The sequence below is a fragment of the Amycolatopsis sp. WQ 127309 genome (genome assembly GCF_023023025.1).
Lineage (GTDB): Bacteria > Actinomycetota > Actinomycetes > Mycobacteriales > Pseudonocardiaceae > Amycolatopsis.
Genome location: NZ_CP095481.1, coordinates 10,963,022 through 10,989,390, shown reverse-complemented (window position 1 = coordinate 10,989,390; position 26,369 = coordinate 10,963,022). Strand labels below are relative to the sequence as shown.

Genomic DNA, 26,369 nt, shown 5'->3' with positions numbered 1-26,369 from the left:
AGCACTGTCCGTTGCCGGACACGGTGGCCGAGCCCGGGGCAGGGGCTCGTCCGCCGCTCGACGAGGGAGAGTCGATGACGCCTGGGGACCTGCGGTCCGGGGCCGAGGGGGGCGCAGCCGCCCTCGATTTCAGCAAGGCGAGCTTGGCCCGGCTGTCCGACGCGTTGCTCGGCGGGCACGACCACTACGAAGTCGACCGCGAAGCGATGCGGCGGCTTCTGGCGATCGCGCCCGGCGCGCGCACGATGGCGAAGGAACACCGCGACTGGCTGGTCCGCGCGGTGCGGTTCCTGGCCGGAAAGCGTGGCCTCGACCAGTTCCTGGACCTGGGCTCGGGCATGCCGACCGCGGAGAACACCCACCAGGTGGCCCAGAGGTACAACCCGGACGCGCAGGTGGTGTACGTCGACATCGACCCGGTCGTGCAGGTGCACGGGCGTGCTTTGCTGGAGGAGAACTACCTCACCCACGTCACGGGCGCGGACCTGACGAAGCCGGCGGAGACCCTCGCCGACCCGGTCGTCCGGGAGCATCTGGACTTCTCCCGGCCGGTGGCGCTGATCCTGACGTCGATCGTGCACCACATCGACGACTACGACCGGGCGAAGAAGATCGTCTCGGAGTACGTCGCGGCGCTCGCGCCCGGGTCGTACCTGCTGCTCACGCACAACTTCGACCCGGAAGAGGACTCGCCGCGCCAGGAATTGGCGCGGTTGCTGGAGACCAGTTTCCAGGGCACCGGGCTGGGCAGCGTCCACCGGTCGCGGGAGCAGATCGCGTCGTTCTTCGACGGCCTCGAACCGCTCCGGCCGGGATTGGTCTACCTGCACGAATGGTGGCCGGACGGCCCGCGCATCCACCCGTTGAGCGAATTGAACTTCCTGACGCTGGGCGGCGTCGCCCGCAAGCTGTGACCGAGCCCGGCACTTTCCCGTGAAAGTGCCGGGCTCGGGGTGAAAAAGATCAGGCGGCGTTGAAGGTGTCCGGGTCCGGACCGGTGCGCTCGTCGCGGTTCAGCGGCGTCAGCGACTCCACTTCCTCCTCCGTGAGGGTGAACTCGAACAGGTCAAAGTTTTCCTGGATCCGTGACGGAGTAACGGACTTCGGGATCACCACGTTGCCCAGCTGCAGGTGCCAGCGCAGCACGATCTGCGCGGGTGTGCGGCTGTGCTTGACCGCCAGTTCCGCGACGATCGGGTCGCCCAGCAGCGAGCCGCCCTTGGCGAGCGGGCTCCAGGCTTCGGTCGCGATGCCGTGCTTCGCGTCGAACTCGCGGACCTCCCGCTGCTGCAGGTACGGGTGCAGTTCGACCTGGTTGAGCGCCGGGGGTACCTCGGCGTGCTCGAGCAGCCGCTCGAGGTGCGCGGGCTGGAAGTTGGACACGCCGATCGCGCGGACGCGGCCGTCGGCGTGGAGCTTCTCGAACGCCTTCCAGGTGTCGAGGTACTTGTCGCGCTCGGGCGTCGGCCAGTGGATCAGGTACAGGTCCAGCTGCTCCAGCCCCAGCTTCCGCATGCTGGCGTCGAACGCCTCGAGCGTCGCGTCGTAGCCCTGGGCGGAGTTCCACAGCTTGGTGGTGATGAACAGCTCGTCCCGGGCGACGCCGGACTCGGCGAGCGCCTGGCCGACGCCGGCCTCGTTGCCGTAGACGGCGGCGGTGTCGATGCTGCGGTAACCCGCCTCGAGCGCGGCCTGCACCGCGGCCTTGGTCTCGGCGTCCGGGACCTGGAAGACGCCGAAGCCGAGCTGCGGCATCCGGACGCCGTTGTTGAGTTCGATCACGGGCACGCTGGTCACGAAGGTTCCTTTCGGTGGGTGGTTCATCGGGCGAGTACCCGTTCCCCGGGTGCGAAACCAACCCGGGACTTGCGGTCGAGCAGGCCGGAGACGAGCGCCATGGCCAGGCCGGCCGCGGCGAGCAGGGCGCCGATCCAGCTGGGGGCGGTGTAGCCGAGGCCGGCCTCGATGGCCTGGCCGCCGAGCCACGCGCCGCCGGCGTTGCCGAGGTTGAACGCGGCGATGTTCGCGGCCGAGGCCAGCGCCGGAGCGCCTTCGGCCTTGGCCATCACGCGGGCCTGCAGCGGCGGCACGGTCGCGAAGCCGGCCGCGCCGAACAGCACGATGGTGATCGCGGCCGGCACCTGCGCGTGCGCGGTGAACACGAACGCCGTGAGCACCAGGGCCAGCGCGGCGAGGATGACGTACAGGCTGGGCATCAGCTTGCGGTCCGCGGCCTTGCCGCCGAGCAGGTTGCCGGCGAACAGGCCGGCGCCGAAAAGCACGAGCAGCCAGGTGACGGCGCCGCTGGAGAAGCCGGCGACCTCGGTCATCATCGGTGCGATGTAGGTGAAGGACGCGAACACCCCGGCGAAGCCGAGGGCCGTCGTCAGCAGCGCGAGCCACACCTGCGGGCGCCGGAACACGGCGAGCTCGCCGCGCAGGCCCGCGCCCGGGGCGGGCCGCTGGTGCGGCACGAGCGCCAGGATGCCGATCGCGCCGGCCACGCCCAGGGCGCTGACCACCCAGAACGTCGAGCGCCAGCCGAAGGCCTGGCCGAGCGCGGTGCCGGCGGGCACGCCGAGGACGTTCGCCACGGTCAGGCCGGTGAACATCAGCGCGATGGCGCCGGCCTGCTTGGCCGGGGCGACGAGCGAGGCGGCGACGACCGAGCCGACGCCGAAGAACGCGCCGTGCGCCAGGGCGGCGACCACCCGGCCGGTCATCAGCAGGCCGTAGCTCGGGGCCAGCGCCGAGAGCACGTTCCCCGCGATGAACAGGCCCATCAGCGCGACGAGCACGGTCTTGCGCGGCACCCGCGAGGCGAGCGCGGTGAGCACGGGAGCACCGACGACGACGCCGAGCGCGTAGCCCGAGATGAGCAGGCCGGCGGAAGGGATCGAGACCCCGAAGTCGCCCGCGACCTCGGGCAGCAGGCCCATGATCACGAACTCGGTGGTGCCGATCCCGAAAGCGCTGATCGCCAGTGCGAGCAGAGCGGCGGGCATGGAGTTCCTTCTTCCCCGGGTAGAGTGATCAGCAGCGTCAGCAACTACAAGCGTCCGAGATAGTTGCAGACGCCGTATATTGCACAAGCTTGATGGTGCAGCGTGCAACGGTGTGCGCGCAAGCCGGGGAGAGGTGAACCGTGTCACTGGACGACGACGCCGTCGAAGCGCGCGCGCAGGGCTGGCGGACGCTGGCCGCGCTGCACGCGCGGATCGAGGACCGGCTGCAGCGCGCCCTCGAACGCGACCACGAGCTTTCGGTGAGCGAGTACACGGTGCTCGACGTCCTCGGCCGCCAGGACGGCTTCCACCTCCGGATGAACCAGCTCGCCAACGCCGTGGTGCTGAGCCAGTCCGCGACGACGCGCCTGGTCACCCGGCTGGAGGACCGTGGGCTGCTGGCCCGCTACCTCTGCGCGGACGACCGCCGCGGGATCTACACCGAGGTGACGCCGGCGGGGCGGGCCCTGCTGACGGCGGCCCGCCCGACCCACGACACCGCGCTGGCCGAAGCTCTCGCCGAAGCCGAAGCGCTGCCGGAACTCGCGCCGCTCGTCGGCGCCCTCGGCACGCTCACGTTCCCCGGCGCCCGCACCGCCTGACCCGAGCACCCCAATGTGGCGTTGGGTGCGCTGGACGCACCGAACGCCACATTGGGGCGCTTGCCCGGACTTGCGGAAAGTTTCGTCGGGCCGAGCGACAAATTGTGCAAGCCGAATGGCGGAGTCCGCGCGTGACTGCGCTTTTCGGTGGAACGTCCCGATCAGCGGGGCATTGCGAAACCGCTCCCGTTCGGCGGCGGGATTACGGCGGCCACGCACCCGAACCCGTGCTCCATCCGTGGGACGGCATTCCCGACCTGGTTCGATAGTTTCGCTGGTCAGCTCGCTTTTTGCGGCTTTCGTCCGGCCCCGGTGCCCGGTTACCTCGTTGACCCGTTCGTTCCGCCCGCCCTAATTTGTTGTCCCACCAGACGAACTCGGGCGGTGTCGGCGTGGACTCCTCCTTCTCGCTCAAACCGGTGCGCCCGGCCGACCAGGCCGCGGTCCGCCGGACGAACCTCGCGTTGGTGCTGCGGCACCTGCGGGACGCGGGATCCCGGTCCCGGGCGGGCATCGCCGTGGACACCGGGCTGAACAAGGCGACCGTGTCGAGCCTCGTTTCCGAGCTCGTCGAACGCGGACTGGCCCGCGAAGGTGAACGCGAACGAGCCGGTTCGGTGGGTCGCCCCGGCACGATCGTCGAGCTCGACGGCCGCGGCGTCGGCGGGATCGGCGTCGAGATCAACGTCGACTACCTCACCGCCCTCGCGCTGGACCTGACCGGCACCGTCCTTTTCGAACAACGCGTCGCGCTCGACGTGCAAGCGCTTCCCGTCGAGAAGGTGCTCGACGCCGGCGCCGAGCTGACCGCGCGGGCGCTGCGGGAATGCCGCCGCCTCGCCGTCACCCCGGCCGGTGTGACCGTCGGGATCCCGGCACTGGTCGACGTCGCGAGCGGAACCGTCGCCTTCGCGCCGAACCTGCACTGGACCGACGTCCCGGTCGTCCGCGGCATCACCGAACGGCTGACGCGCCGCCTCGGGCCGCCGGCGTTCCCGATCCGCACGGCCAACGACGCGAACCTCGGCGCGCTCGGCGAGTACGCGATGGGCAGCGTCGCCGGGACCGCGGATCTCGTGTACCTGACCGGCGAGATCGGCGTCGGCGGCGGCGTGATCTCCGGGGGCCGGCTGCTCGGCGGCGCCGAAGGGTTCTCCGGCGAGATCGGGCACATCCAGCTCGACCCGGCCGGGCGCGTCTGCGGCTGCGGCCGCCGCGGCTGCTGGGAGACGCTCGTCGGGCTGGCCGGGATGCTGCGGCTGGCGGCGTCGCCGAACGACCCGGTGCACGACCCGTCGCTCGACCTCGAACAGCGGCTCGACATGATCCGCCGCCGCGCGCAGCTGAAGGACAAGCGCACGCTCGACGCGCTGGCGCAGGTCGGCACCGGTCTCGGGGTCGGCGCGGCCGTGCTGATCAACGTCTTCAACCCGCGGGTGGTGCTGCTGGGCGGCTACTTCGCCCAGCTGGGGCCGTACCTGCTCGGCCCGATGATGACCGAGCTCGAGGCCCGCGTGATCGCGCCGGGTATCGGAGGCTGCCGCGTCGAGCTGTCGTGGCTCGGGTTCTCCGCGGCTTCGCGCGGCGGCGCGCACGTCGCGCTGCAAGCGGTGTTCGACGACCCGGCGCTGGTGCCGGTGCGCGCGGAAAGGGACAGCGGATGACGCTCGTGGAGATGACCGGGATCGGCAAGCGGTTCCCGGGTGTGCGCGCGCTCGACGACGTCGAGCTGAGCGTCGAAGCCGGCGAAGTCCATTGCCTGCTCGGGCAGAACGGCGCCGGGAAGTCGACGCTGATCAAGGTCCTCGCCGGCGCGCACCGGCCGGATACCGGCGAGATCCGGCTCGACGGGACGCCGGTGCGGCTGCCGAACCCGACCGCGGCGATCCGGCACGGCATCGCCACGCTGTACCAGGAGCTCGACCTCGTCGACGGGCTTTCCGTGGCGGAGAACGTCTTCCTCGGCCACGAGCAGGCCCGCGGCGGGTTCGTCCGCCGCGCCACCATGCGGGCCGAGGCGCGCAAGCTGCTGGACCGCTTGGGGCACCGGGAAATCCGCGTCGAACGCGAGGTCGGCACGCTGTCGGCGGCGGGCAAGCAGATCGTCAGCCTCGCCCGCGCCCTTTCGCTCGACGCGCGGCTGATCGTGCTCGACGAGCCGTCCGCGGTGCTCGCCGCCGACGAGGTGGCCAACCTGTTCCGGGTGATCCGCGGGCTGACCGCGCGCGGCGTCGCCGTGCTCTACATCTCCCACCGGCTGGCCGAGATCCGCGAGATCGGCGACCGGGTGAGCGTGCTCAAGGACGGCCGGACCGTCGCCGCCGGGCTGCCCGCACGCACGACGCCGACCGGGGACCTGGTGGCCCGGATGACCGGCCGCCGCGTCGAGTTCCCGTTCCCGCCGCGCCCGGAACCCGGTGCCCACGAAGGTAAATCCGAGGTCCTCGGCGTCACCGGCCTCACGCTGGAAGGCGCGTTCGGCGACGTCAGCTTCTCGGTGCGGGAAGGCGAGATCCTCGGGATCGCCGGGCTGGTCGGCTCGGGCCGCTCGGAGGTCCTCGAAACCGTCTACGGCGCGCGCAAGGCGACGGCGGGGGAGATCCGGCTGGCCGGGAAGCCGTTGAAGAACGGCGTCGGCGCGGCCGTGCGCGGCGGGCTCGGCCTGGCGCCGGAGGAACGCAAGAGCCAGGCGCTGCTGCTGCACGATTCCGTGGCGCGCAACGTCTCCCTGCCGTCGCTGCGGCGGTACGCGCGGTTCGGCTGGTTCAGCGGGAAGGCCGAGATCGACGCCGTGCGCGGGCACACCGAGGCGCTCGACCTGCGCCCGGCCGACGTCCGCCGGATCGTCGGCAAGCTCTCGGGCGGCAACCAGCAGAAGGCCGTCGTCGCGCGCTGGCTGCTCAAGGGCTGCCGGGTGCTGCTGCTCGACGAGCCGACCCGCGGCGTCGACGTCGGCGCGCGGGCCGAGCTGTACCGCGTGATCCGCGACCTCGCCGACTCCGGCGTCGCGATCCTGCTGGTCTCCAGCGAACTGCCGGAGGTGCTCGGGCTGGCCGACCGGGTGCTGGTGCTGCGCGAAGGCCAGGTCGTCACCGAAGCCGACGCACGCGAACTCGACGAGCGCCGCGTGCTGGATCTCATCCTGGAGGAGCGCGTCCATGACTGAACAAGCGTCGGAGGGGCCGGTGGCCCGGGCCGCACCCCAGCGGAAAAAAGTCAGCGAGATCCGCAACCTCGGCCTCGTCGGGGTGCTCGTGCTGCTGGCGGTGATCGGCGCGATCACCCAGCCCGGCCAGTTCCTGTCCACCGGCACGCTCGTGCTGCTGCTGACGCAGGCGTCGGTGATCGGCGTGATCACCGTCGGCATGACGTTCGTGATCATCGGCGGCGGCATCGACCTGTCGGTCGGCGCGGTGGTCGCGCTCGCGACGGTGTGGGCCACGACGAAGGCGACGCAGTCGTTCGGCATCGGCGGGATCGTGTTCTGCGCGGTCGCCGTGGGTCTCGGCGCCGGCCTGGTGACGGGACTGCTGATCGCCTACGGGAAGCTGGTCGCGTTCATCGCCACGCTGGCCATGCTCGCCTCGGCGCGCGGCCTGGCGATCCAGCTCTCCCAGGGCCGCACGCAGACCGTCACGCCGAAGAACCAGGCGCTGGTCGACCTCGGCTACCAGGACAGCTACGTGCTCGGGATCCCGCCGCTGGTGCTGATCTTCGCCGCGGTCGCGGTCCTCGGCTGGATCCTGCTCAACCGCACCACGTTCGGCCGCCGCACCTACGCGATCGGCGGCAACCTCGAAGCCGCGCGGCTGGCCGGCATCAACGTCCGGCTGCACACCTGCCTGCTGTACGTGCTTTCCGGGCTCTGCTGCGGCATCGCCAGCGTCATGCTGATCATCCTGACCAGTTCCGGCACCAGCGGGAACGGGAACCTCTACGAGCTCGACGCCATCGCCGCGGTGATCATCGGCGGCACCCTGCTCTCCGGCGGGCGCGGCACGCTCGCCGGGTCCGTCCTCGGCGTGCTCGTGTTCACCACGATCAGCGTCCTGTTCACCCTCAACAACCTGCCCACGGCGGTGCAGCAGCTCGCCAAGGGCGTGCTCATCGTGCTCGCCGTCCTCGTCCAGCGCCGGTATTCGACCGAGAGGAAATCCTCATGAACAACCCCCTCCGCAGACGCGCGTTCCTCGCCGGCGCGTCCGCTGTCGGCGTCGGCGCGCTCGCCGCGTGCACGAGCAACAGCGACGAGCCCGCCGCCGCGACCGTCACCCAGGGCGCGGCCGACACCCCGGGCAAGAAGGTGACCGTCGGGTTCGCCGGGCCGCAGGCCGACCACGGCTGGCTCAACGCGATCACCGTCAACGCCCGCGCGGAGGCCTCGCGCCACCCGGACGTCGAACTGGTCGTCGCCGAGGGCTCGAACGACGCCGCCACCCAGTCCGCGCAGGTCGAGACGCTGATCAACCGCAAGGTCGACGTCCTGGTGGTGCTGCCGGCCGACGGCAAGCAGCTCACCCCGGCCGGGCGCAAGGCGATGGACGCCGGGATCCCGGTGATCAACCTCGACCGCATCTTCGACTCGCCGCAGAGCTACCGCACCTGGATCGGCGGCGACAACTACCGGATGGGCGTCAACGCGGGCAACTACATCGGGCAGAAGCTCGGCGGGAAGGGCACGGTCCTGGAGCTGGCCGGGATCGACACCCTGGAGCTGACGCGGCAGCGGTCGCAGGGCTTCGACGACGCGCTGGCCAACTTCCCCGGCATCCAGAAGATCGGCCGGGCCGCCGCGGAGTTCACCGTGCCGACGGGCCAAGCCCGGATGGCCGAGCTGCTGCAGGCGCACCCGAAGTTCGACGCGATCTGGAACCACGACGACGACCAGGGTGTCGGCGCGCTGCAGGCGGTGAAGCAGGTCGGCCGGTCGGACTTCCTGATGGTCGGCGGCGCCGGGTCGAAGGCGGCGATGGAGCAGATCAAGGCGGACTCGTCGGTGCTGAAGGCGACCGTCCTCTACCCGCCGACGATGGCCGCGTCGGCGGTCCGGCTGGCGCGGCTGCTCGGGCAGGCGAAGGGGCTGGGTGACCTGGCCGAACAGGAGGTGCCGGCGACGGTGACGCTGTTCTCGGCCGTCGTCACCAAGGAGAACGTGGACAAGTACCTGCCGGGGTCGTTCGAATGAGCGGCGGCACCCTCGGCGTGGGCATGGTCGGCTACGCCTTCATGGGCGCGGCCCACTCGCAGGCGTGGCGGACCGTGCACCGGGCCTTCGACGTCCCGCGCGCGCCGCGGATGGCGGTGCTCTGCGGCCGGGACAAACCGGCCACGGAGGCCGCCGCGGCGAGGCTCGGCTGGGCGTCGGTGGAGACCGAGTGGAAACGCTTGATCGAATCCGGCGATGTAGATCTGGTGGACATCTGCACGCCCGGCGACACGCACGCGGAGATCGCGCTGGCCGCGCTCGCCGCGGGCAAGCACGTGCTGTGCGAGAAACCGCTGGCCAACACGGTCGCCGAAGCCGAGGCGATGGCTGCCGCGGCAGCCGAGGCGGCCACCCGCGGGGTGCGGTCCATGGTGGGCTTCAACTACCGGCGGGTGCCGGCCGTGGCGCTGGCGCGGCGGCTCGTCGCCGAAGGCCGGCTGGGCGAGATACGTCACGTTCGCGCCCAGTACCTCCAGGACTGGATCGTCGACCCGGAGTTCCCGCTCGTCTGGCGGCTGCGGAAGGACAAGGCCGGGTCCGGCGCGCTCGGGGACATCGGGGCGCACGCGATCGACCTCGCCCAGTTCGTCACCGGCTCGCTCGTCACCGGCGTCAGCGGGCTGACCGAGACGTTCGTCGGCGAACGGCCACTGCCCGGATCGGCCGAGCGCGGCGCGGTCACGGTCGACGACACCGCGTTGTTCCTCGCGCGCTTCGCCGGCGGCGCCGTCGGCACCTTCGAGGCGACGCGGTTCGCGAGCGGCCGGAAGAACGCGCTGCGCCTGGAGATCAACGGCTCCGCGGGCAGCCTCGCGTTCGACTTCGAGGCGATGAACGAGCTGGCCTTCCACGACCACACCGAAGACCCGGAGCTCGGCGGCTTCCGCCGGATCCAGGTCACCGAGCCCGGTCACCCGTACGTCGGCGCCTGGTGGCCGCCGGGACACGGGCTCGGCTACGAACACACGTTCACCCACGAGGTGCGTGATCTGCTCGTCGCGCTGGCCGCGGGCGAGGACCCTTCACCGTCTTTCGCGGACGGGCTGCAGGTGCAGCGGGTGCTCGCGGCGGTCGAGGAAAGCGCCGCGGCGCGCAGTGTCTGGACCCGCGTCGAAGCAGGAGTGCCGGGCGCGGGCTGAACCAACAGGGAGGGAATCATGGGGAAGATCGGTGTCTGGCTGATCGGGGCCCGGGGATCGGTGGCCACCACGGCCATCGCCGGGGCCGCCGCGATGCGCGCGGGGCTGACCGCGCGCACGGGGTGCGTGACCGAGCTGCCGGACTTCGCCGGGGCGGAGCTGCCCGGCTTGGGGGACCTGGTCTTCGGGGGCCACGACGTCGTCGGCACACCACTGGTCAAGCGGGCCGAGCACCTGGTGGCGGCGGGTGTGCTGCCCGCGACGCTGCCGGGGCCGGTCACGGCCGACCTGGAGGCGGCCGAGGCGCGGCTGCGCCCGGCGCCGTCCGGCCACGGACGTGCGGCCGCCGACCGGATCGTCGCGGACCTGACAGCGTTCGGTGCGGGTCTGGACCACGTCGTCGTGCTCAACGTCTCCTCCACCGAACCGCCCTGCGCGCCGCACCCGGCGCACGCCTCCCTGGCCGCGTTGGAAGACGCGCTGGACGCGGGCCTGGACGTGCTGCCGCCCAGCGCGTTGTACGCCTACGCCGCGTTCCGCGCGGGGTGTGGCTTTGTCGACTTCACGCCGTCCACCGGCGCCCGGCTGCCCGCGCTGGACGAACTCGCCCGGTCCGCCGGCCTCCCGTACGCGGGCCGCGACGGCAAGACCGGCGAGACGCTGCTGCGGTCGGTGCTCGCGCCGATGTTCGCCCAGCGCGCGCTGAACGTGCTCTCGTGGTCGGGCACCAACCTGCTCGGCGGCGGGGACGGCGCCACCCTGGCCGACCCCGGGGCGGCGTCGAGCAAGAACGCGTCCAAGCAGCAGGTGCTCTCGCAGAACCTCGGCCGGGACGTCGACGGCGAGGTGCACATCGACTACGTCCCCGCGCTCGGCGACTGGAAGACCGCGTGGGACCACGTGCTGTTCGAGGGCTTCCTCGGCGCCCGCATGACCCTGCAGCTCACCTGGCAGGGCTGCGACTCCGCGCTCGCCGCGCCGCTGGTGCTCGACCTCGCCCGGCTCACCGCCAAGGCGTGCCGCGACGGCGTCGCCGGGCCGGTGGCCGAGTTCGGGTTCTTCTTCAAGGATCCCGCCGGCGACGGCCCGCACGACCTCGCGTCGCAGTACGCGGCCCTGCGTGAGTGGGCGAACCGGTGAAGGCGCTGATCGAGCTCGTCCGCGCGCCCGCCGCGCTGACCGTGCCCGGGGACGCTGTCGCCGGCGCGGCCGCGTCGGGCTGGCCCTTCGGCCGCCGGACGCTCGCGCTGACCGGCGCGTCCGTCTGCATCTACTGGGCGGGCATGGCGCTCAACGACTACGCCGACCGCGACCTCGACGCGGTGGAGCGGCCCGAGCGGCCGATCCCGTCGGGCCGTATCTCACCGAGCACGGCCCTGGGCGTCGCCACCGGGCTCACCGCGGGCGGTCTCGGCATCGCCGCGGTGGCCGGGGGCAAGCGCGCGCTGCGCGTCGCGGTGCCGCTGGCCGCGACCGTGTGGGCGTACGACTTCGTGCTCAAGTCGACGCCGTCCGGGCCGGTCGCGATGGCCGCGGCCCGGACCCTGGACGTCCTGCTCGGGGCGGGTGGCGCCCGGGCGGCCCTGCCCGCCGCGCTGACGGTCGGCGCGCACACGATGGCCGTGACGACGCTGTCCCGGTCCGAAGTGGACGGTGCCACGCCGGCCCTCCCGGCGGCCACGCTGGTCGCGACGGCCGGGGTGCGCGTCGCCGCCGGCCGCGTCGGGCCGCTGGCCTCGGCGCTGCTCGGGACGTACGCGGTGACGACCGGGCGGGCGCAGTACGACGCCGTCCGCGACCCGAAGGCCCCGGTGATCCGGCGCGCGGTCGGCGCCGGGATCCACGGGATGATCCCGCTGCAGGCCGGGCTGATCGCGCGGACCGGCGCGTGGCGCTCGGCGCTGGCCGTGGCCGCCGCGTTCCCGCTCGCGCGGGCGCTGAGCCGGAAGGTGTCGCCGACATGAGGTTCGGGTACGGCACCAACGGCTTCGCCAACCACCGCCTCGGCGACGCGCTGCGCGTCCTGGCCGACCTCGGCTACGACGGCGTCGCGCTGACGCTCGACCACCAGCACCTCGATCCGTTCGGCCCGGACCTCGCGCGGCGCGTCGCTTCGCTGGCCGAAGACCTGGACCGGCTCGGGCTGGCCGTCGTCATCGAGACGGGCGCGCGGTTCCTGCTGGACCCGTGGCGCAAGCACTCACCGACGTTCCTCGACCCGGACCGCTCCTTGCGCGTGGAGTTCCTGACCCGCGCCGTCCAGATCGCCGCGGACCTCGGCGCCGAGGCCGTCTCGTTCTGGAGCGGCAACAAGCCCGCCTATCTGTCCACTGAGGACGCCTGGGACCACCTGGTCGCGGGCTGCTCGGACGTCCTCAAGGCCGCCGACGAGCACGACGTCAAGCTCGGGTTCGAGCCGGAGCCGGGGATGCTCGTCGACGACCTCGACGGCTACTTCGACCTCGCGGGCAGGCTCGGTGATCCGGCGCGGTTCGGGCTGACGCTGGACATCGGGCACTGCCGGTGCAACGAGACTGCGTCCGTGCCCGACTGCGTCCGCCGTGCCCTGCCGCGGCTGGTGAACGTCCAGATCGACGACATGCGCCGGGGCACCCACGAGCACCTCGAGTTCGGCCGGGGAGAGATCGACTTCCCGCCTGTGCTCGAAGCGCTGTCGCCGTACCCGGGGCTGGTCGCCGTCGAACTGCCGCGCGACAGCCACGCGGCCCCGCGGATCGCCCGCGAGTCCCTGGAGTTCCTGCGCCAGGCGGTGACCGCGTGACCGCCTGGCTGGACGACGCTCTCACCAAGGTTGCCACCGACGCGACGGCGTTGCGCACGCTGTTCCCCGGTGTCGGCCGCCGAGTGGGCCGGGGATCGTCGGACGTCCCGGGGTGGACGGTCGACGACGTGGCCCGGGTGGAGCTGCTCAAAGCGGCTCCCGGGGCCGCCGCCGAGATGCCCGACCTCTACCGCTACGGCGACGCCGCCGAGAAACGGGCCGTCCTGCGTGGACTGTCCATTGTGGACACCGGCGACGCCGGGCTGGAGCTGGTCGCGGACGCGCTGCGCACCAACGACACCCGGCTCGTCACCGCCGCGATGGGGGAGTACGGCGCCGCGCGCCTGGACGACTCCGCCTACCGCCACGGCGTGCTCAAGTGCGTCTTCATGGGCATCCCCCTGGCGGACATCGCCGGGCTGGACCGCCGGACCGACGAGGAGCTGCTGTGGATGATGCGGTCGTTCGCCGCCGAGCGCACCGCGGCGGGCCGCGACGTGCCCGCCGACCTCCTCCCCCTGCTGACCGAACAGGACGTCTGATGCGCATCTTCGACCCGCACATCCACATGAGCTCCCGGACCACCGACGACTACGCGGCGATGCACGCCGCCGGCGTCCGCGCGCTCGTCGAGCCGGCGTTCTGGCTGGGCCAGCCGCGCACGAGCATCGGCAGCTTCACCGACTACTTCGACGCGCTGGTCGGCTGGGAACCGTTCCGCGCGAGCCAGTTCGGCATCGCCCACCACTGCACGATCGCGCTGAACCCCAAGGAGGCCAACGACCCCCGCTGCGCGCCCGTGCTCGACCTGCTGCCGCGGTACCTGGAGAAGGACGGTGTGGTCGCGGTCGGCGAGATCGGCTACGACTCGATGACCGCCGAGGAGGACAAGGCGTTCGCCGCGCAGCTGGCCCTGGCGATCGACCACGAGCTGCCCGCGATGGTGCACACCCCGCACCGCGACAAGGCGGCCGGCACCGAGCGCAGCATCGCCGTCGTCCGCGAGTCGGGCATCGCGCCCGAGCGCGTGGTGCTCGACCACCTCAACGAGGTGACCGTCGCCATGGTCAAGGACTCCGGCTCCTGGATGGGGTTCTCGATCTACCCGGACACGAAGATGGACGAAGAGCGGATGGTCGCGATCCTCCGGGAGTACGGGACCGAGCGCGTGCTGGTGAACTCCGCGGCCGACTGGGGCAAGAGCGACCCGCTCAAGACCCGCAAGACCGGTGACGCGATGCTGGCCGCCGGGTTCGGCGAGGACGACGTCGACCTCGTGCTGTGGCGCAACCCGGTCGAGTTCTACGGCCAGAGCGGGCGGCTTTCGCTTTCCGAAGTGGACAGTCCGGACGCCGAGTTCGCGGGCAACTCGATCCTGCGAGGTGCGCGCAAGTGAGGTTCCGGCACCCCGACGGCACGCTCGTCCACCTCGCCTACTGCACCAACGTGCACCAGGCCGAGGACCTCGACGGCGTGCTCACCCAGCTGGCCCGCTTCGGCGAGCCGGTGCGGGAACGCCTGGGCGTGGACCGGCTCGGGCTCGGCCTGTGGCTGGCCCGCCCGGTGGCGACCGAGCTGGCCTCCAACCCGGCCGCGGTGGCGCGGTTGCGCAGTGAGCTGGCCACCCGCGGCCTCGAGGTCGTCACGCTCAACGGGTTCCCGTACCAGGGGTTCCACGATCCGGTCGTCAAGCACAAGGTGTACCGGCCGGACTGGTCGACGCCCGAGCGGACGCGGTACACCCTCGACCTCGCGCGGCTGCTCGGCGAGCTGCTGCCCGAGGACGCCGTCCGCGGCAGCGTCTCGACGTTGCCGCTGGGCTGGCGCACCGAGTGGCGGGACGACGGCGGTCAGCTCGAACTGCTGGCCGAGGGGCTGGCGAAGCAGGACCGTCCGGTGCGGGTGGCGTTCGAGCCGGAGCCGGGCTGCGTCATCGAGACCACCGCGCAGGCGGTGTCGCTGCTGTCCGAAGTGGACAAGAAGTGGCTCGGCGTCTGCCTCGACACGTGTCACCTCGCGGTCGGTTTCGAGGACCCGGCCGCTGCGCTGGGCCGGCTGGAAGCGGCCGGACTCGACGTCGTCAAGCTCCAGGCGTCGGCTGCCCTGGAGGCCGCGGACCCGGCCGATCCGGCCACCCGGAAGGCGCTGGAGTCCTTTGTGGAGCCTCGGTTCCTGCACCAGAGCAACGAAGGCGCCCCACCGGGGGCCGACGACCTCGACGCGGCCCTGGCCGGCGGTCTGCCGGGGGAGGCGCCGTGGCGGGTGCACTTCCACGTGCCGCTGCACGCCGACCCGGCGCCGCCGCTGACGTCCACCCGGCCCGTGCTGGCCGGGACGCTGGCCGAGCTGTTCGGCGGCGCCGCCGCCCGGACCGACCACATCGAGGTCGAGACCTACACCTGGCAGGTGCTCCCGGACGCACCCGCCGACGACGCCGGGCTCGTCGCGGGCATCACCGCCGAGCTGGACTGGACCCGGCGTTCCCTGATCGAACTGGGCTTGGAAGAGGTAACCCGATGAGTTTGCTGGTTCTCGACGTCGTGGGCCTGACGCCCCGGCTGCTCCCGCACATGCCGAACCTGCGCAAGATGGCCGAACCGGGCTTCACCGCGCAGCTCGACACCGTGTTCCCCGCCGTGACGTGCTCGGTGCAGTCCACGTTCCTCACCGGGCTGCAGCCGGCCGAGCACGGCATCGTCGGCAACGGCTGGTACTTCCGCGACCTCGGCGAGGTGTTCTTCTGGCGCCAGCACAACAACCTGGTGCAGGGCGACAAGTTCTGGGCCGCGGCCCGCCGCGCGCAGGCCGGGCACAAGGTCGCCAACGTGTGCTGGTGGTACGCGATGGGCATGGACGTCGACCTGACCGTGACCCCGCGGCCGATCTACCACGCCGACGGCAAGAAGTCCCCGGACGCCTACACCCACCCGCCGCAGCTGCACGACCGGCTGGTCGGCGAACTCGGTGAGTTCCCGCTGTTCACCTACTGGGGCCCGACGGCCGCGATCACGTCGTCGAAGTGGATCATCGCCGCGGCGCGGAAGATCATGACCGAGGACAAGCCGGACACCACGCTCGTCTACCTCCCGCACCTCGACTACGACCTGCAGCGCTTCGGCCCGGACGCGCCCCAGGCCGCGGCGGCCGCGCGGGAGATCGACACCGCGCTGAAGCCGTTGCTGGACTTCGCGGCCGCGGGCGGGCACACCGTCGTCGCGTTGTCGGAGTACGGCATCACGAACGCGAGCCGGCCGGTGGACATCAACCGCGCGTTGCGCCGTGAGGGCCTGCTCAACGTGTACGTCCAGGCGGGCATGGAGTACCTCGACCCGTGGACGTCGCGGGCGTTCGCGGTGGCCGACCACCAGGTCGCGCACGTCTACGTCGCCGACCCGGCCGACATCCCGCGCGTGCGGGACCTCGTCGCCGGACTGTCCGGAGTGGACGTCGTGCTGGATCGGGAACGCCAGGCGGGTCTCGGGATCAACCACGAACGCGCGGGCGAGCTGGTCGCGATCGCCGAGCCGGACGCCTGGTTCACGTACTACTACTGGCTCAGCGACGACCGCGCGCCGGACTTCGCGAAGACCGTCGAGATCCACCGCAAGCCCGGGTACGACCCGGCTGAGCTGTTCTTCGACCCGGAAGACCCGATGGTCAAGCTGAAGGCCGCGTCCGCGCTGGCCCGCAAGAAGCTCGGCCTGCGGTACTCGATGCAGGTCGTCCCGCTCGACCCCGCGCCGGTGCGCGGCAGTCACGGCCGGCTGCCCGACGCGCCCGACGACGGGCCGGTGCTGCTGTGCTCGGACCCCGCGCTCGCGCGCGACAAGGTCCACGCCACCGAAGTCAAGGATCTGCTGCTCGCGGCTATCCGTACCGAATAACGCACCCAGGAGGTCAGACATGGCACGACCGTTGACGCTGTTCACCGGACAGTGGGCCGATCTTCCGTTCGAGGAGGTGTGCGAGCTGGCGAGCGGCTGGGGCTACGAAGGCCTCGAGATCGCCTGCTGGGGCGACCACTTCGAGGTGGACCGGGCGCTCGCCGAAGACGGCTACGTCCAGGCGAAGCTGGACACGCTGGCCAAGTACGACCTCAAGGTGTGGACCATCTCGAACCACCTGGTGGGTCAGGCCGTCTGCGACCACCCGATCGACGAGCGGCACGAGGCCATCCTGCCGGCGCGGATCTGGGGCGACGGCGAGGCCGAGGGCGTCCGGCAGCGGGCGGCGGAGGAGATGAAGGCCACCGCCCGCGCCGCGGCGAAGCTCGGGGTGTCCACTGTGGTCGGGTTCACCGGCTCGTCGATCTGGCACACGGTGGCGATGTTCCCGCCGGTGCCGCCGTCGATGATCGAACGCGGGTACGCGGATTTCGCCACGCGCTGGAACCCGATCCTCGACGTCTTCGACGAGGTCGGCGTGCGCTTCGCCCACGAGGTGCACCCGAGCGAGATCGCCTACGACTACTGGAGCACCGTCCGGACGCTGGAGGCGATCGGGCACCGGGCGGCGTTCGGGCTGAACTTCGACCCGTCGCACTTCGTCTGGCAGGACCTCGACCCGGTCGGGTTCCTGTGGGACTTCAAGGACCGCATCTACCACGTCGACTGCAAGGAGGCGCGCAAGCAGCTCAACGGCCGCAACGGCCGGCTCGGCTCCCACCTCCCGTGGGCCGACCCCCGCCGCGGCTGGGACTTCGTCTCCACCGGCCACGGCGACGTCCCGTGGGAGGACGTCTTCCGCATGCTCAACGCCATCGGCTACGCCGGCCCCATCTCGATCGAGTGGGAGGACGCCGGCATGGACCGCCTGACCGGCGCGCCCGAGGCCCTGGAGTTCGTCCGCAAGCTCAACTTCACCCCACCCACCGCGGCGTTCGACGCCGCGTTCTCCTCGAAGTAGCCCCGCAGCTTCTGCGTTAACGGGTGGCCGCCAGCCCCGTCGGAAGGTGATCGAAACCGGCTTCGCGCCAATCCGGGGCGAAGCACGCTCAAATTCAGGAAGGAACCAGCATGTCTCCGTCCCCACCGAAGTGGGCGAGGCTGTTCGGCACCGCGCTCCTCGGCGCCGGCCTCCTGCTCACCATCGACGCTCCCGCCAGAGCCGACATCCCCGCCGCCGACTACCAGCAGGTCGCGCTCGCCACCGGCGCGGCCGAGCTGGGCGAGGCGATGTCGCTCGCCGTGCTGCCCGACCGCTCGGTCGTGCACACCTCCCGCGACGGCACCGTCCGCGTCACCACTGCGGCCGGCGCGACGTCCGTCGCGGCCAAGCTGAACGTCTACACCCACGACGAGGAAGGCCTCCAGGGTGTCGCCGCCGACCCCGGCTTCGCCACCAACCGCTACGTCTGGCTCTACTTCTCGCCGAGACTGTCCACACCGGACGGTGACGCGCCGACCGACGGCACCGCCGCCGACTTCGCGCCGTTCAAAGGCGAGCTGCACCTGTCGAGGTTCGTCCTCAAGACGGACAACACCCTCGACCTGGCCAGCGAGAAGGTCGTCATGGCCGTGCAGAACGACCGCGGCCAGTGCTGCCACGTCGGGGGTGACATCGACTTCGACGCCGCCGGCAACCTCTACCTGACCACCGGCGACGACACGAACCCGTTCTCCTCCGACAGCTACTCGCCGATCGACGAACGCACCACGCGCAACCCGCAGTTCGACGCGCAGCGCTCCTCCGGCAACACGAACGACCTGCGCGGCAAGCTCCTGCGGATCCACCCGCAGGCCGACGGGACGTACACGATCCCGTCGGGCAACCTGTTCGCGCCGGGCACCGCGAACACCCGGCCGGAGATCTACGGCATGGGCTTCCGCAACCCGTTCCGGATGAGTGTCGACAAGGCGACCGGCGTCGTCTACCTGGGCGACTACGGCCCGGACGCCGGTGTCACCGACGCCAACCGCGGACCGCAGGGCCAGGTCGAGTTCGACCGGATCACCAGCGCGGGCAACTTCGGCTGGCCGTACTGCACCGGCTCGAACACGACGACCGAGACGTACAACCACTACACGTTCCCGAGCGGGCCGTCCGGGGCGAAGTACGACTGCGCCGGCGGGCCGACGAACTCCTCGTTCCGCAACACCGGTCTCGCCAAGCTGCCGGTCCCGAAGGCCGCGTGGATCAAGTACGCGGGTGACGAGGGGTCGCCGCCGGAGTTCGGCAGCGGCTCGGAGTCGCCGATGGGCGGGCCGGTCTACCGGTACGACGCCAATTCGACGTCCACGGTCAAGTTCCCGCAGTCGCTCGACGGCAAGTTCTTCGCCGGGGAGTACGGGCGCAAGTGGATCAAGGCGGTGACCGTCAACGCCGACGGCAGCCGCGGCACGATCGACAACTTCCCGTGGGCCGGCACGCAGGTCATGGACATGGCCTTCGGCCCGGACGGTGCGCTGTACGTCCTCGACTACGGCACCGGCAGCGACAACCAGGCGCTGTACCGGGTCGAGTACCTCGCGGGCACCAACCGCAACCCGGTCGCGAAAGCCGCGGCCGACAAGACGTCGGGGCCGAACCCGCTGACCGTGACCTTCTCGTCCGCGGGCAGCAGTGACCCCGAGGGCGGCGCCCTGACCTACCGCTGGAACTTCGGCGACGGCCAGACGTCGACGGCGGCGAACCCGGCGCACACCTACACGACCAACGGGACGTACTCACCGAGCCTCACGGTGACCGACCCGGCCGGCCTCACCGGCACCGCGAGCCTGGTCGTCACGGTCGGGAACACCGCGCCGACGGTGAACCTGACCACGCCGGCCGACGGGCAGCTGTTCTCCTTCGGCGACACCGTGCCGTTCCAGGTGACCGGCAGCGACCCGGAGGACGGGGCGCTGGACTGCTCGAAGGTCAAGGTGACCTACCTGCTGGGCCACGACAGCCACCAGCACCAGATCACCCAGGCGACCGGGTGCAGCGGCTCGATCGCCGTCCCGGTCGACGGTGAGCACGACGCCGCGGCGAACATCTTCGGCGTCTTCGACGCGCAGTACACCGACAACGGCGGCCTGGTCTCGCACAGCGTCCGCAAGCTGCAACCGCGGCACCGCCAAGGCGAGCACTTCTCGGCGCAGTCCGGGATCCAGCTCGCCGACCACGGTTCGGCGGAGGGCGGTCGCACGGTCGGGTACACCGACAACGGCGACTGGATCTCCTTCGCGCCGTACGCGCTGGGCAACGCGACGTCGATCAGCGCGCACGTCTCCTCGGGCGGCCCCGGCGGCACGCTGGAGGTCCGCGCGGGGTCGCCGACCGGCACCCTGCTCGGCACGATGACCGTGGCGAACACCGGTGGCTGGGAAACGTTCCAGGACGTGACGACGGCCCTGGCCAACCGGCCGTCCGGGTCGACGTCGCTGTACCTCGTGTTCAAGGGCGTCACCGGGCAGGGCAACCTGTTCGACCTGGACTCGTTCACCTTCGCCACCGGCACGCAGGCGGGGTCCATCGAGGGCGAGTCGTTCACGTCCGGGTCCGGCGTCCAGGCCGCGGCGCACGCCGCGGCGAGCGGCGGGAACACCCTGGGCTACATCGACAACGGCGACTGGGCCGGGTACGCGTCGGTGAGCACGTCCGGCGCGCGGACGTTCACCGCGCGGGTGTCGTCGGCCGGCCCGGGCGGCACGATCGAGATCCGCTCGGGTTCGGCGACGGGGACACTGCTGGGCACGGTTTCGGTACCTTCGACGGGGGACTGGGAGGTCTTCCAGAACGTCACGACGTCGGTGACCGGCGGCTCCGGTCCGTTGTTCCTGGTGTTCCACGGTGGTTCCGGTTCCCTGTTCGACGTCGATTCGTTTAGCCTGAGCAGCATGCCGACCCAGGTGGATCCCGCGTACAACGTGTTGGTGTTCTCCAAGACGGCCGGGTTCCGGCACGACTCGATCCCGGCGGGGATCCAGGCGATCCGCGAACTGGGCACGGCCAACGGCTTCGGCGTCACGGCGACCGAAGACGCGTCCGTGTTCACGGCTTCCTCGCTGGCTGCGTACAAGGCGGTCGTGTTCCTCTCGACCACCGGTGACGTCCTGGACGCGACGCAGCAGGCGGCGTTCGAGTCCTATGTGAACGGTGGCGGCGGCTACCTCGGCGTCCACGCCGCGGCCGACACCGAGTACGACTGGCCGTGGTACGGGCAGCTCGTCGGCGCGTGGTTCAAGAGCCACCCGGCGATCCAGGCGGCTCGGTTCGTGACAGAGGACAACACCCATCCGGCGACCGCGCACCTGCCGGCCGTCTGGAACCGCACGGACGAGCTGTACAACTACCGCACGAACCCGCGTGGCCAGGTGCACGTCCTGCAGACGCTGGACGAGTCGAGCTACACGGGCGGCGAGATGGGCGCCGACCACCCGATCACGTGGTGCCACCCGCAGGGGAGCGGCCGGGCGTTCTACACCGGCCTGGGCCACACGATCGAGTCCTATTCGGACAGTGCGTTCCGCGCCGAGCTGGTCGGCGGGATCCGCTACGCCGCGGGGGTCGTCGCGGCTTCGTGCGGGTCGTCGTCGTCCACTGTGGAGGGTGAGTCGTTCACGTCGGGTTCGGGTGTGCAGATCGCGTCGCACGCGCCGGCCAGTGGCGGCCAGACGCTGGGCTACATCGAGAACGGTGACTGGGCCGGGTTCGCTTCGGTGGGCACGGCCGGGATCACGCGGTTCAGCGCGGTCGTCTCGTCGGCGGGCGCCGGCGGCACGATCGAGATCCGCTCGGGTTCGGCGACCGGCGCCCTGCTGGGCACGGTCGCGGTGCCGAACACGGGCAGCTGGGAGACGTTCCAGACCGTCTCGACGACGGTGTCGTCCGGCACGGGTCCGCTCCACCTGGTCTTCCGGGGCGGCGCGGGTTCCCTGTTCGACATCGACACCCTGACGGTGTCCTAGAAAGTCCGTGAAGGCCTCCTTACCGGCTCTTATGGCCGGTAAGGAGGCCTTCACGGCTTTTCACGGGAGCCAGCCGCCGGTGAAGCCGAAGAACTGGCCCGTCACCGGGGTGGCCTTGCCCGAGGCGAGGAACGCGATCAGCGCGCCCATCTCCTCCTGCTGGCCGAGGCGCTGGAGCGGGACCTCCTTGGCGACGGTCGCGCGCAGCTCGGCGTCGGACTCCCAGAGCCCGGGCGGGAAGTAGGTCGGGTTCTCGAACCAGTTGGGGCCGATGGCGTTGAACTGGATGCCGTACTCGCCCAGCGCCTTCGCGGCCCCGGTCACCAGCGTGGTGGCCGCGGCGCGCGCCGCGCTGTAGAGGACCGCGGTGGCGAGCGGCCGGACGGCGGCCGCCGACGTCACCAGGATGATCCGGCCGGTCCGCGCCTCCTTCATCGCCGGGGTGGCGGCCTGGATCAGCTCGAACGGCCGGTACACCAGCTCCCGCACCAGGAATTCGAGGTCGCCGAGAGGCGCGCCGTCGAAGGGCTTCCGGACGGCGGACGGCGGCACGTAGTCGTTGCTCAGCACGACGTCGACGCGGCCGTGCTCCCGCGCGGCGGCGAGCATCGCCGCGGGCTCCTGCTCGGCGATCGGCGTCAGCTCCGGGTTCTCGGCAACGAACTTGCCGCGTACTTCGGAATCGGAGAACGTCTGGTCGTGGCAGACCACGGTGAACCCGTCGGCGGCGAGCGCCGTCGCACCGGCGGGGCCCGCGTACTGCGTCACGTTGGTGACCAAGGCAACTGTCATGCGGTGATCGTAAACAGCCACCCGGCCCCGCGGGTCCGCCGAACGGACGCGCGTGAGGGGCACCCTCAGGGACTCCAGGTCTCTGGGGGTGCCCCTCATGGCACGTCAGCGGACGCCGAGCAGGTGCTCCAGCGCCAGCTGGTTCAGGTGCGTGAAGTGGTAGCCGCGGGCCGCGGCCGCCTCGACGTCGAAGTCGTCCTTCTGCAGGTCGTCCAGGGACTCGCCCGGGGCCAGCGTCGGGGTCGACAGCTCCGGGACGCGGGACGCCGCCAGCGCCGCCACGACCTCGGGGTCGGCGCGGAACTTGCGGGACTTCTCGCGAAGGATCAGGTACGTCCGCATGTTCGCGGCCGCCGAGACCCAGACGTCCTCGGTGTCCTCGGTGCGCAGCGGCTTGTAGTCGAAGTGGCGGGGGCCGTCGTAGCCGCCGTTCTCCAGCAGGTCGACGAGGAAGAACGCGCTCTTCACGTCGCCGTGGCCGAAGATCAGGTCCTGGTCGAACTTCGGGCCGTGCTGGCCGTTGAGGTCGATGTGGAACAGCTTGCCCTGCCACAGCGCCTGCGAGATGCCGTGCACGAAGTTCAGCCCGGCCATCTGCTCGTGCCCGACCTCCGGGTTGAGCCCGAACAGCTCCGAGCGCTCCAGCTGCGAGATGAAGCCGAGCGCGTGCCCGATCGTCGGCAGCAGGATGTCACCGCGCGGCTCGTTGGGCTTGGGCTCCAGCGCGAACCGCAGCGAATAGCCCTTCTCGACGACGTACTCCGCGAGCGCGTCGAGGCCCTCCTTGTACCGGTCCAGCGCCGCGCGGACGTCCTTCGCGCCGTCGGACTCGGCGCCCTCGCGGCCACCCCAGACGACGTAGGTCTGCGCGCCCAGCTCGGCCGCCAGGTCGATGTTGCGCCGCACCTTGCGCAGCGCGTAGCGGCGGACGTCGCGGTCGTTGCTGGTCAGGCCGCCGTCCTTGAACACCGGGTGGGTGAACAGGTTCGTCGTGGCCATCGGCACCTTGAGGCCGGTCTCGGCGAGCGCCTTGCGGAACCGCTCGATCGCCTTGTCGCGGTCGGGTTCGGTGGCCAGCAGGTCGTCGTCGTGGAACGTCACCCCGTAGGCGCCCAGCTCCGCCAGCCGGTGCACGCTCTCCACCGGGTCCAGCGCCGGCCGCGTGGCGACCCCGAACGGGTCGTTCGCCGGCCAGCCCACGGTCCAGAGGCCGAAGGTGAACTTGTCGGCCGCCTGGGGGGCGTAGTCGTCCATGACTGTCCCTTCATTTAGTTCACGTTGTAGACTAAATATGCGCCGCGGCGGTCCCGGGCGTCAAGAGCCCGGATAGAGTGCTCGGCAGGAGGGACACGATGACCCAGGCCGTGCGGCACGACTCCATGCGCGCTCGCAACCTCGAGGTCGTGCTGGGCGCGGTCAGCCGCGGCGGCCCGCTGACCAGGGCCGCCCTCGCCGAGCTGACCGGGCTGACGAAGTCCACGGTGAGCAAGCTCGTCGGCGACCTGGTGGACGCCGGTTTGCTGGCCGAGACCGGGCCCGCCCGCGCGGGTGAGCGTGGCCGGCCGGGTGTCGACGTCGTGCTCAGCGGCGCCCGGATCGCGTCCCTCGGCCTGGAGATCAACGTCGACTACCTCGCCGTGCGTGTGCTCGATCTCACCGGCGCGGTCCGGTTCGCCGCCCGCCGCGATCGCGACAACCGCGGCTCCCGGCCCAAGAGGGTCCTGGCCGAACTGCAGGCGCTCGCCGAGGAGGCGATCACCGAAGCGCGGCGCCTCGGGCTCGACCTCGCGGGCGCGGTGCTCGCGGTGTCCGGCCCGGTCGGCGCCGGCGTGCTGTTCAGCGCCCCCAACCTCGGCTGGCAGGACGTCCGCGCGGCCGACCTGCTGCGCCTGCCCGTCCCGGTCGAGCTGGACAACGAGGCGAACCTCGCCGCGCTCGGCGAGCTCTGGTACGGCGACGGCGAGCGCGACTTCCTCTACGTCTCCGGTGAGGTCGGCATCGGCGCGGGCCTGGTCGTCAACGGCGAGCTGTTCGCCGGGTCCCGGGGGCTGGCCGGCGAGCTGGGCCACGTCGTCGTGACGCCGGGCGGCCCGGACTGCCGCTGCGGCGGCAACGGCTGCCTGGAGACCTACGCCGGCCAGGAAGCGTTGCTGGCAGCCGGAAACACCCCGACGCTGGCCGCCCTCCTGGCCGCCCTCGACCGCGGCGACCGCGTGGCACTGGACGCGTGCACCGCCGCCGGCCGCGCCCTCGGCGTCGCACTGACGTCGGCGGTGAACCTGCTCGACCTGGACCGCATCGTGCTCGGCGGCGTCTTCACGCAGCTGTACCCGTGGCTGGCCGAGCCGGTGGCCGGGGTCCTGGCCACCCGGCTGGGCGGCCTCCGCGGCGCACCACCGGTGCTCACGGCGTCACGCCTGGGCGGCGACGCCGCGACACTCGGCGCGGCGGGCCGGGTCGTGCACCGGGTGCTCGCCGATCCGGCGCCGTTCCTGGTGCGGGCTCAGGAAGCGTAAGCCTCCACTTCGGACGCTTGGCCCGCGGGCCAGCCGGTGTTGCCGGTGAAGGTGAGTTTCAGGTACCGCTGGGACGTCGGCGGGACGCTGATCGTCACGGAGTTGGCCTGAGCCGGATCGAAGGCGTACCCGGCCGGGGCGCCGCCGTTCACCGCGATCGTCTGGGTCCGGGAACCCCACGACGGCGGCAGTTTCAGCACCACCCGCCCCACGGTGACGGCCGAGCCCAGGTCCACGGTCACCGTCTGCGGGAACGCGTTGTTCGTGCTTTCCCAGTAGCTCGACGCGTTTCCGTCCACCGCGTTGCCCGGCGGGAACCCGCCCTGCGAACCACTCGCCGAGACGGCCTTGCCGAACGCGAGGTTCGGCGACGCCGCTGGGGGACCGCCGAGCTGCGCGGCCCAGTAGCGCGTCCGGTCCAGGTAAGCGGTTTCCGACGCCGCGCCCGACGTCCCGTAAGCACCCGCGAACGTCTCGTACGCCGACGACGGCGGCGAAGACCGTGCCGGTTCGATGATCGAGCCCTCGTGCCATTCGTTGAACGACGTCACCGACACCCAGTCCGGATTCCCGCCCACCGTCGGGGAAAGCGCGTTCTGCCACTCGCGGTCGTACGTGGCGCCGTTGTCCCGTGCCAGCGTCGGGGTCGTGTTGCCCGGCACCGCGCGGTCGTCGTTGTACCCCGGCCCCACCGACGGCGCCCAGACCAGGCCGTTCGCCGCGCAGAACGCCCCGGCGTCGCGCCAGCCCGGCGCGGTCGCCCCGGCGATGGCGTCGTAGGTGTACATCCCGCCGAAGTGCGCGACCTTGCTCGTGTCCGTCGTCTGCGCCAGCACGATCGCCGACGAGCGCACCTGGTCCAGTGCCGTCCAGTCGGTGATCCGCAGGCTCTCGAAGACGTAGAACGCCGGCCGGTTCCCGTGTTCGGTGTCGCGGTAGAACGCGGGACTCGACCCGTAGCGGCTGGTCAGGTAGTTGATGTCGGCCACCGTCGAAGCCGCTGTCCGCCCGGTGTAGGGCTCGAGGTGCCAGGCGAGTTTGATCCCGTGCCGCGCCGCGGCGGCCAGCACACCGGCGGCCAGACCGTCCTCATAGGACCCTTGGCCCCACCAGCTGTAGACGATCACCCCGGCGCCGGACTGCTCGATCCACCGCATGTGCTGCTCGACCGCGCCGGTGAAGTCACCGGAGTCGTACGGGCCGAGCGACGGGTAGAAGTTCGCGCCGATGTCGGCGGGCGGCGTGTGCCCGCCCTGGTCCCAGTGGCGGTACACGCCACCGCTGTTGCCGTACCAGGGGTAGTAGAACAAGTGGGTCCGGGTGGAGAGCGCCGCGGCGTGCGCGGCTCCCGGCAAAGTGGCCGCCAGCAGGACAAGTGCGGCGAACAGCGTCGAAATCCGTCGCATGGGTACCCTCTCGGGGATTCGGGGTGTTCC

The 26,369-nt window shown here is 71.5% G+C and carries 22 protein-coding genes; 17 read left to right on the top strand and 5 right to left on the bottom strand.

Features of this window, described 5'->3' with window-relative positions; all coding sequences use genetic code 11:
* Positions 1–74 precede the first annotated feature (74 nt).
* Positions 75–914, top strand: a complete 840-nt coding sequence (locus MUY22_RS48790; RefSeq protein WP_247055391.1) for an SAM-dependent methyltransferase — start codon at positions 75–77, stop codon at positions 912–914.
* 49 nt (positions 915–963) lie between these two features.
* Here MUY22_RS48790 and MUY22_RS48785 read toward each other — a convergent pair whose 3' ends face one another.
* Both MUY22_RS48785 and MUY22_RS48780 read right to left on the bottom strand, forming a co-directional pair.
* Positions 964–1,797, bottom strand: coding sequence for an aldo/keto reductase (locus MUY22_RS48785; RefSeq protein WP_305879351.1), 834 nt, complete (start codon positions 1,795–1,797; stop codon positions 964–966).
* Positions 1,798–1,820: 23 nt separating this feature from the next.
* A complete protein-coding gene (locus MUY22_RS48780) occupies positions 1,821–3,005 on the bottom strand; it encodes an MFS transporter (protein ID WP_247055387.1) in 1,185 nt (394 codons plus the stop codon).
* Positions 3,006–3,145: 140 nt separating this feature from the next.
* Between MUY22_RS48780 and MUY22_RS48775 the strand changes: the two genes are divergently transcribed.
* The 15 genes from MUY22_RS48775 (at position 3,146) to MUY22_RS48710 (ending at position 21,625) form a co-directional block, all read left to right on the top strand.
* The gene (locus MUY22_RS48775) at positions 3,146–3,607 is read left to right on the top strand and encodes a MarR family winged helix-turn-helix transcriptional regulator (protein ID WP_247055385.1); all 462 of its coding nucleotides are present in this window, start codon (positions 3,146–3,148) and stop codon (positions 3,605–3,607) included.
* 392 nt (positions 3,608–3,999) lie between these two features.
* Positions 4,000–5,271 carry an ROK family transcriptional regulator gene (locus MUY22_RS48770; protein WP_247055382.1) on the top strand — a complete coding sequence of 424 codons (1,272 nt, stop codon included), beginning with the start codon at positions 4,000–4,002 and terminating at the stop codon, positions 5,269–5,271.
* A complete protein-coding gene (locus MUY22_RS48765) occupies positions 5,268–6,773 on the top strand; it encodes a sugar ABC transporter ATP-binding protein (protein ID WP_247055380.1) in 1,506 nt (501 codons plus the stop codon). Before MUY22_RS48770 ends, MUY22_RS48765 begins: the two co-directional genes overlap by 4 nt.
* Positions 6,766–7,770 (top strand): ABC transporter permease, encoded by a 1,005-nt coding sequence (locus MUY22_RS48760; RefSeq protein ID WP_247055378.1) that lies wholly within the window; start codon positions 6,766–6,768, stop codon positions 7,768–7,770. The genes MUY22_RS48765 and MUY22_RS48760 overlap by 8 nt, the downstream gene beginning before the upstream one ends.
* The gene (locus MUY22_RS48755; protein ID WP_247055376.1) at positions 7,767–8,792 is read left to right on the top strand and encodes a substrate-binding domain-containing protein; all 1,026 of its coding nucleotides are present in this window, start codon (positions 7,767–7,769) and stop codon (positions 8,790–8,792) included. Before MUY22_RS48760 ends, MUY22_RS48755 begins: the two co-directional genes overlap by 4 nt.
* Positions 8,789–9,952, top strand: coding sequence for a Gfo/Idh/MocA family protein (locus MUY22_RS48750; RefSeq protein ID WP_247055374.1), 1,164 nt, complete (start codon positions 8,789–8,791; stop codon positions 9,950–9,952). Before MUY22_RS48755 ends, MUY22_RS48750 begins: the two co-directional genes overlap by 4 nt.
* 18 nt (positions 9,953–9,970) lie before the next feature.
* Positions 9,971–11,092 (top strand): inositol-3-phosphate synthase, encoded by a 1,122-nt coding sequence (locus MUY22_RS48745; protein WP_247055372.1) that lies wholly within the window; start codon positions 9,971–9,973, stop codon positions 11,090–11,092.
* Positions 11,089–11,916: an SCO3242 family prenyltransferase gene (locus MUY22_RS48740; protein WP_247064498.1), complete on the top strand. Its 828-nt coding sequence runs from the start codon at positions 11,089–11,091 to the stop codon at positions 11,914–11,916. The genes MUY22_RS48745 and MUY22_RS48740 overlap by 4 nt, the downstream gene beginning before the upstream one ends.
* On the top strand, positions 11,913–12,734 hold the full coding sequence (locus MUY22_RS49920) for a sugar phosphate isomerase/epimerase family protein (RefSeq protein ID WP_371827564.1): 822 nt from the start codon (positions 11,913–11,915) through the stop codon (positions 12,732–12,734). The genes MUY22_RS48740 and MUY22_RS49920 overlap by 4 nt, the downstream gene beginning before the upstream one ends.
* Positions 12,731–13,276 (top strand): EboA domain-containing protein, encoded by a 546-nt coding sequence (locus MUY22_RS49915; RefSeq protein WP_371827563.1) that lies wholly within the window; start codon positions 12,731–12,733, stop codon positions 13,274–13,276. Before MUY22_RS49920 ends, MUY22_RS49915 begins: the two co-directional genes overlap by 4 nt.
* The gene (locus MUY22_RS48730; protein ID WP_247055369.1) at positions 13,276–14,130 is read left to right on the top strand and encodes a TatD family hydrolase; all 855 of its coding nucleotides are present in this window, start codon (positions 13,276–13,278) and stop codon (positions 14,128–14,130) included. The genes MUY22_RS49915 and MUY22_RS48730 overlap by 1 nt, the downstream gene beginning before the upstream one ends.
* Positions 14,127–15,254, top strand: coding sequence for a metabolite traffic protein EboE (eboE, locus tag MUY22_RS48725; protein WP_247055367.1), 1,128 nt, complete (start codon positions 14,127–14,129; stop codon positions 15,252–15,254). The genes MUY22_RS48730 and eboE overlap by 4 nt, the downstream gene beginning before the upstream one ends.
* On the top strand, positions 15,251–16,618 hold the full coding sequence (locus MUY22_RS48720; RefSeq protein WP_247055366.1) for a nucleotide pyrophosphatase/phosphodiesterase family protein: 1,368 nt from the start codon (positions 15,251–15,253) through the stop codon (positions 16,616–16,618). The genes eboE and MUY22_RS48720 overlap by 4 nt, the downstream gene beginning before the upstream one ends.
* 19 nt (positions 16,619–16,637) lie before the next feature.
* Positions 16,638–17,639 carry a sugar phosphate isomerase/epimerase gene (locus tag MUY22_RS48715; protein ID WP_247055364.1) on the top strand — a complete coding sequence of 334 codons (1,002 nt, stop codon included), beginning with the start codon at positions 16,638–16,640 and terminating at the stop codon, positions 17,637–17,639.
* Between the two features lie 110 nt (positions 17,640–17,749).
* Positions 17,750–21,625 carry a carbohydrate-binding protein gene (locus MUY22_RS48710; RefSeq protein WP_371827562.1) on the top strand — a complete coding sequence of 1,292 codons (3,876 nt, stop codon included), beginning with the start codon at positions 17,750–17,752 and terminating at the stop codon, positions 21,623–21,625.
* Between the two features lie 60 nt (positions 21,626–21,685).
* On the opposite strand, the gene MUY22_RS48695 is transcribed toward MUY22_RS48710, so the two are convergent.
* The gene (locus tag MUY22_RS48695) at positions 21,686–22,417 is read right to left on the bottom strand and encodes an SDR family oxidoreductase (protein ID WP_247055362.1); all 732 of its coding nucleotides are present in this window, start codon (positions 22,415–22,417) and stop codon (positions 21,686–21,688) included.
* Between the two features lie 105 nt (positions 22,418–22,522).
* A complete protein-coding gene (gene xylA, locus MUY22_RS48690) occupies positions 22,523–23,671 on the bottom strand; it encodes a xylose isomerase (protein ID WP_247055360.1) in 1,149 nt (382 codons plus the stop codon).
* Positions 23,672–23,769: 98 nt separating this feature from the next.
* Between xylA and MUY22_RS48685 the strand changes: the two genes are divergently transcribed.
* Positions 23,770–24,933 (top strand): ROK family transcriptional regulator, encoded by a 1,164-nt coding sequence (locus tag MUY22_RS48685; protein WP_247055357.1) that lies wholly within the window; start codon positions 23,770–23,772, stop codon positions 24,931–24,933.
* Here MUY22_RS48685 and MUY22_RS48680 read toward each other — a convergent pair.
* On the bottom strand, positions 24,921–26,339 hold the full coding sequence (locus MUY22_RS48680) for a discoidin domain-containing protein (RefSeq protein ID WP_247055355.1): 1,419 nt from the start codon (positions 26,337–26,339) through the stop codon (positions 24,921–24,923). The genes MUY22_RS48685 and MUY22_RS48680 overlap by 13 nt on opposite strands.
* Between the last annotated feature and the right edge of the window lie 30 nt (positions 26,340–26,369).

Coding starts and splice junctions, on each gene's coding strand:
- MUY22_RS48760 (WP_247055378.1), top strand. CDS start 6,766: ATGACTGAACAAGCGTCGGAGGGGCCGGTGGCCCGGGCCGCACCCCAG.
- MUY22_RS48695 (WP_247055362.1), bottom strand. CDS start 22,417: ATGACAGTTGCCTTGGTCACCAACGTGACGCAGTACGCGGGCCCCGCC.
- MUY22_RS48715 (WP_247055364.1), top strand. CDS start 16,638: ATGGCACGACCGTTGACGCTGTTCACCGGACAGTGGGCCGATCTTCCG.
- MUY22_RS48685 (WP_247055357.1), top strand. CDS start 23,770: ATGACCCAGGCCGTGCGGCACGACTCCATGCGCGCTCGCAACCTCGAG.
- MUY22_RS48755 (WP_247055376.1), top strand. CDS start 7,767: ATGAACAACCCCCTCCGCAGACGCGCGTTCCTCGCCGGCGCGTCCGCT.
- MUY22_RS48765 (WP_247055380.1), top strand. CDS start 5,268: ATGACGCTCGTGGAGATGACCGGGATCGGCAAGCGGTTCCCGGGTGTG.
- MUY22_RS48750 (WP_247055374.1), top strand. CDS start 8,789: ATGAGCGGCGGCACCCTCGGCGTGGGCATGGTCGGCTACGCCTTCATG.
- MUY22_RS48680 (WP_247055355.1), bottom strand. CDS start 26,339: ATGCGACGGATTTCGACGCTGTTCGCCGCACTTGTCCTGCTGGCGGCC.
- MUY22_RS48720 (WP_247055366.1), top strand. CDS start 15,251: ATGAGTTTGCTGGTTCTCGACGTCGTGGGCCTGACGCCCCGGCTGCTC.
- MUY22_RS49920 (WP_371827564.1), top strand. CDS start 11,913: ATGAGGTTCGGGTACGGCACCAACGGCTTCGCCAACCACCGCCTCGGC.
- MUY22_RS48710 (WP_371827562.1), top strand. CDS start 17,750: ATGTCTCCGTCCCCACCGAAGTGGGCGAGGCTGTTCGGCACCGCGCTC.
- MUY22_RS48790 (WP_247055391.1), top strand. CDS start 75: ATGACGCCTGGGGACCTGCGGTCCGGGGCCGAGGGGGGCGCAGCCGCC.
- MUY22_RS48780 (WP_247055387.1), bottom strand. CDS start 3,005: ATGCCCGCCGCTCTGCTCGCACTGGCGATCAGCGCTTTCGGGATCGGC.
- MUY22_RS48730 (WP_247055369.1), top strand. CDS start 13,276: ATGCGCATCTTCGACCCGCACATCCACATGAGCTCCCGGACCACCGAC.
- xylA (WP_247055360.1), bottom strand. CDS start 23,671: ATGGACGACTACGCCCCCCAGGCGGCCGACAAGTTCACCTTCGGCCTC.
- MUY22_RS48745 (WP_247055372.1), top strand. CDS start 9,971: ATGGGGAAGATCGGTGTCTGGCTGATCGGGGCCCGGGGATCGGTGGCC.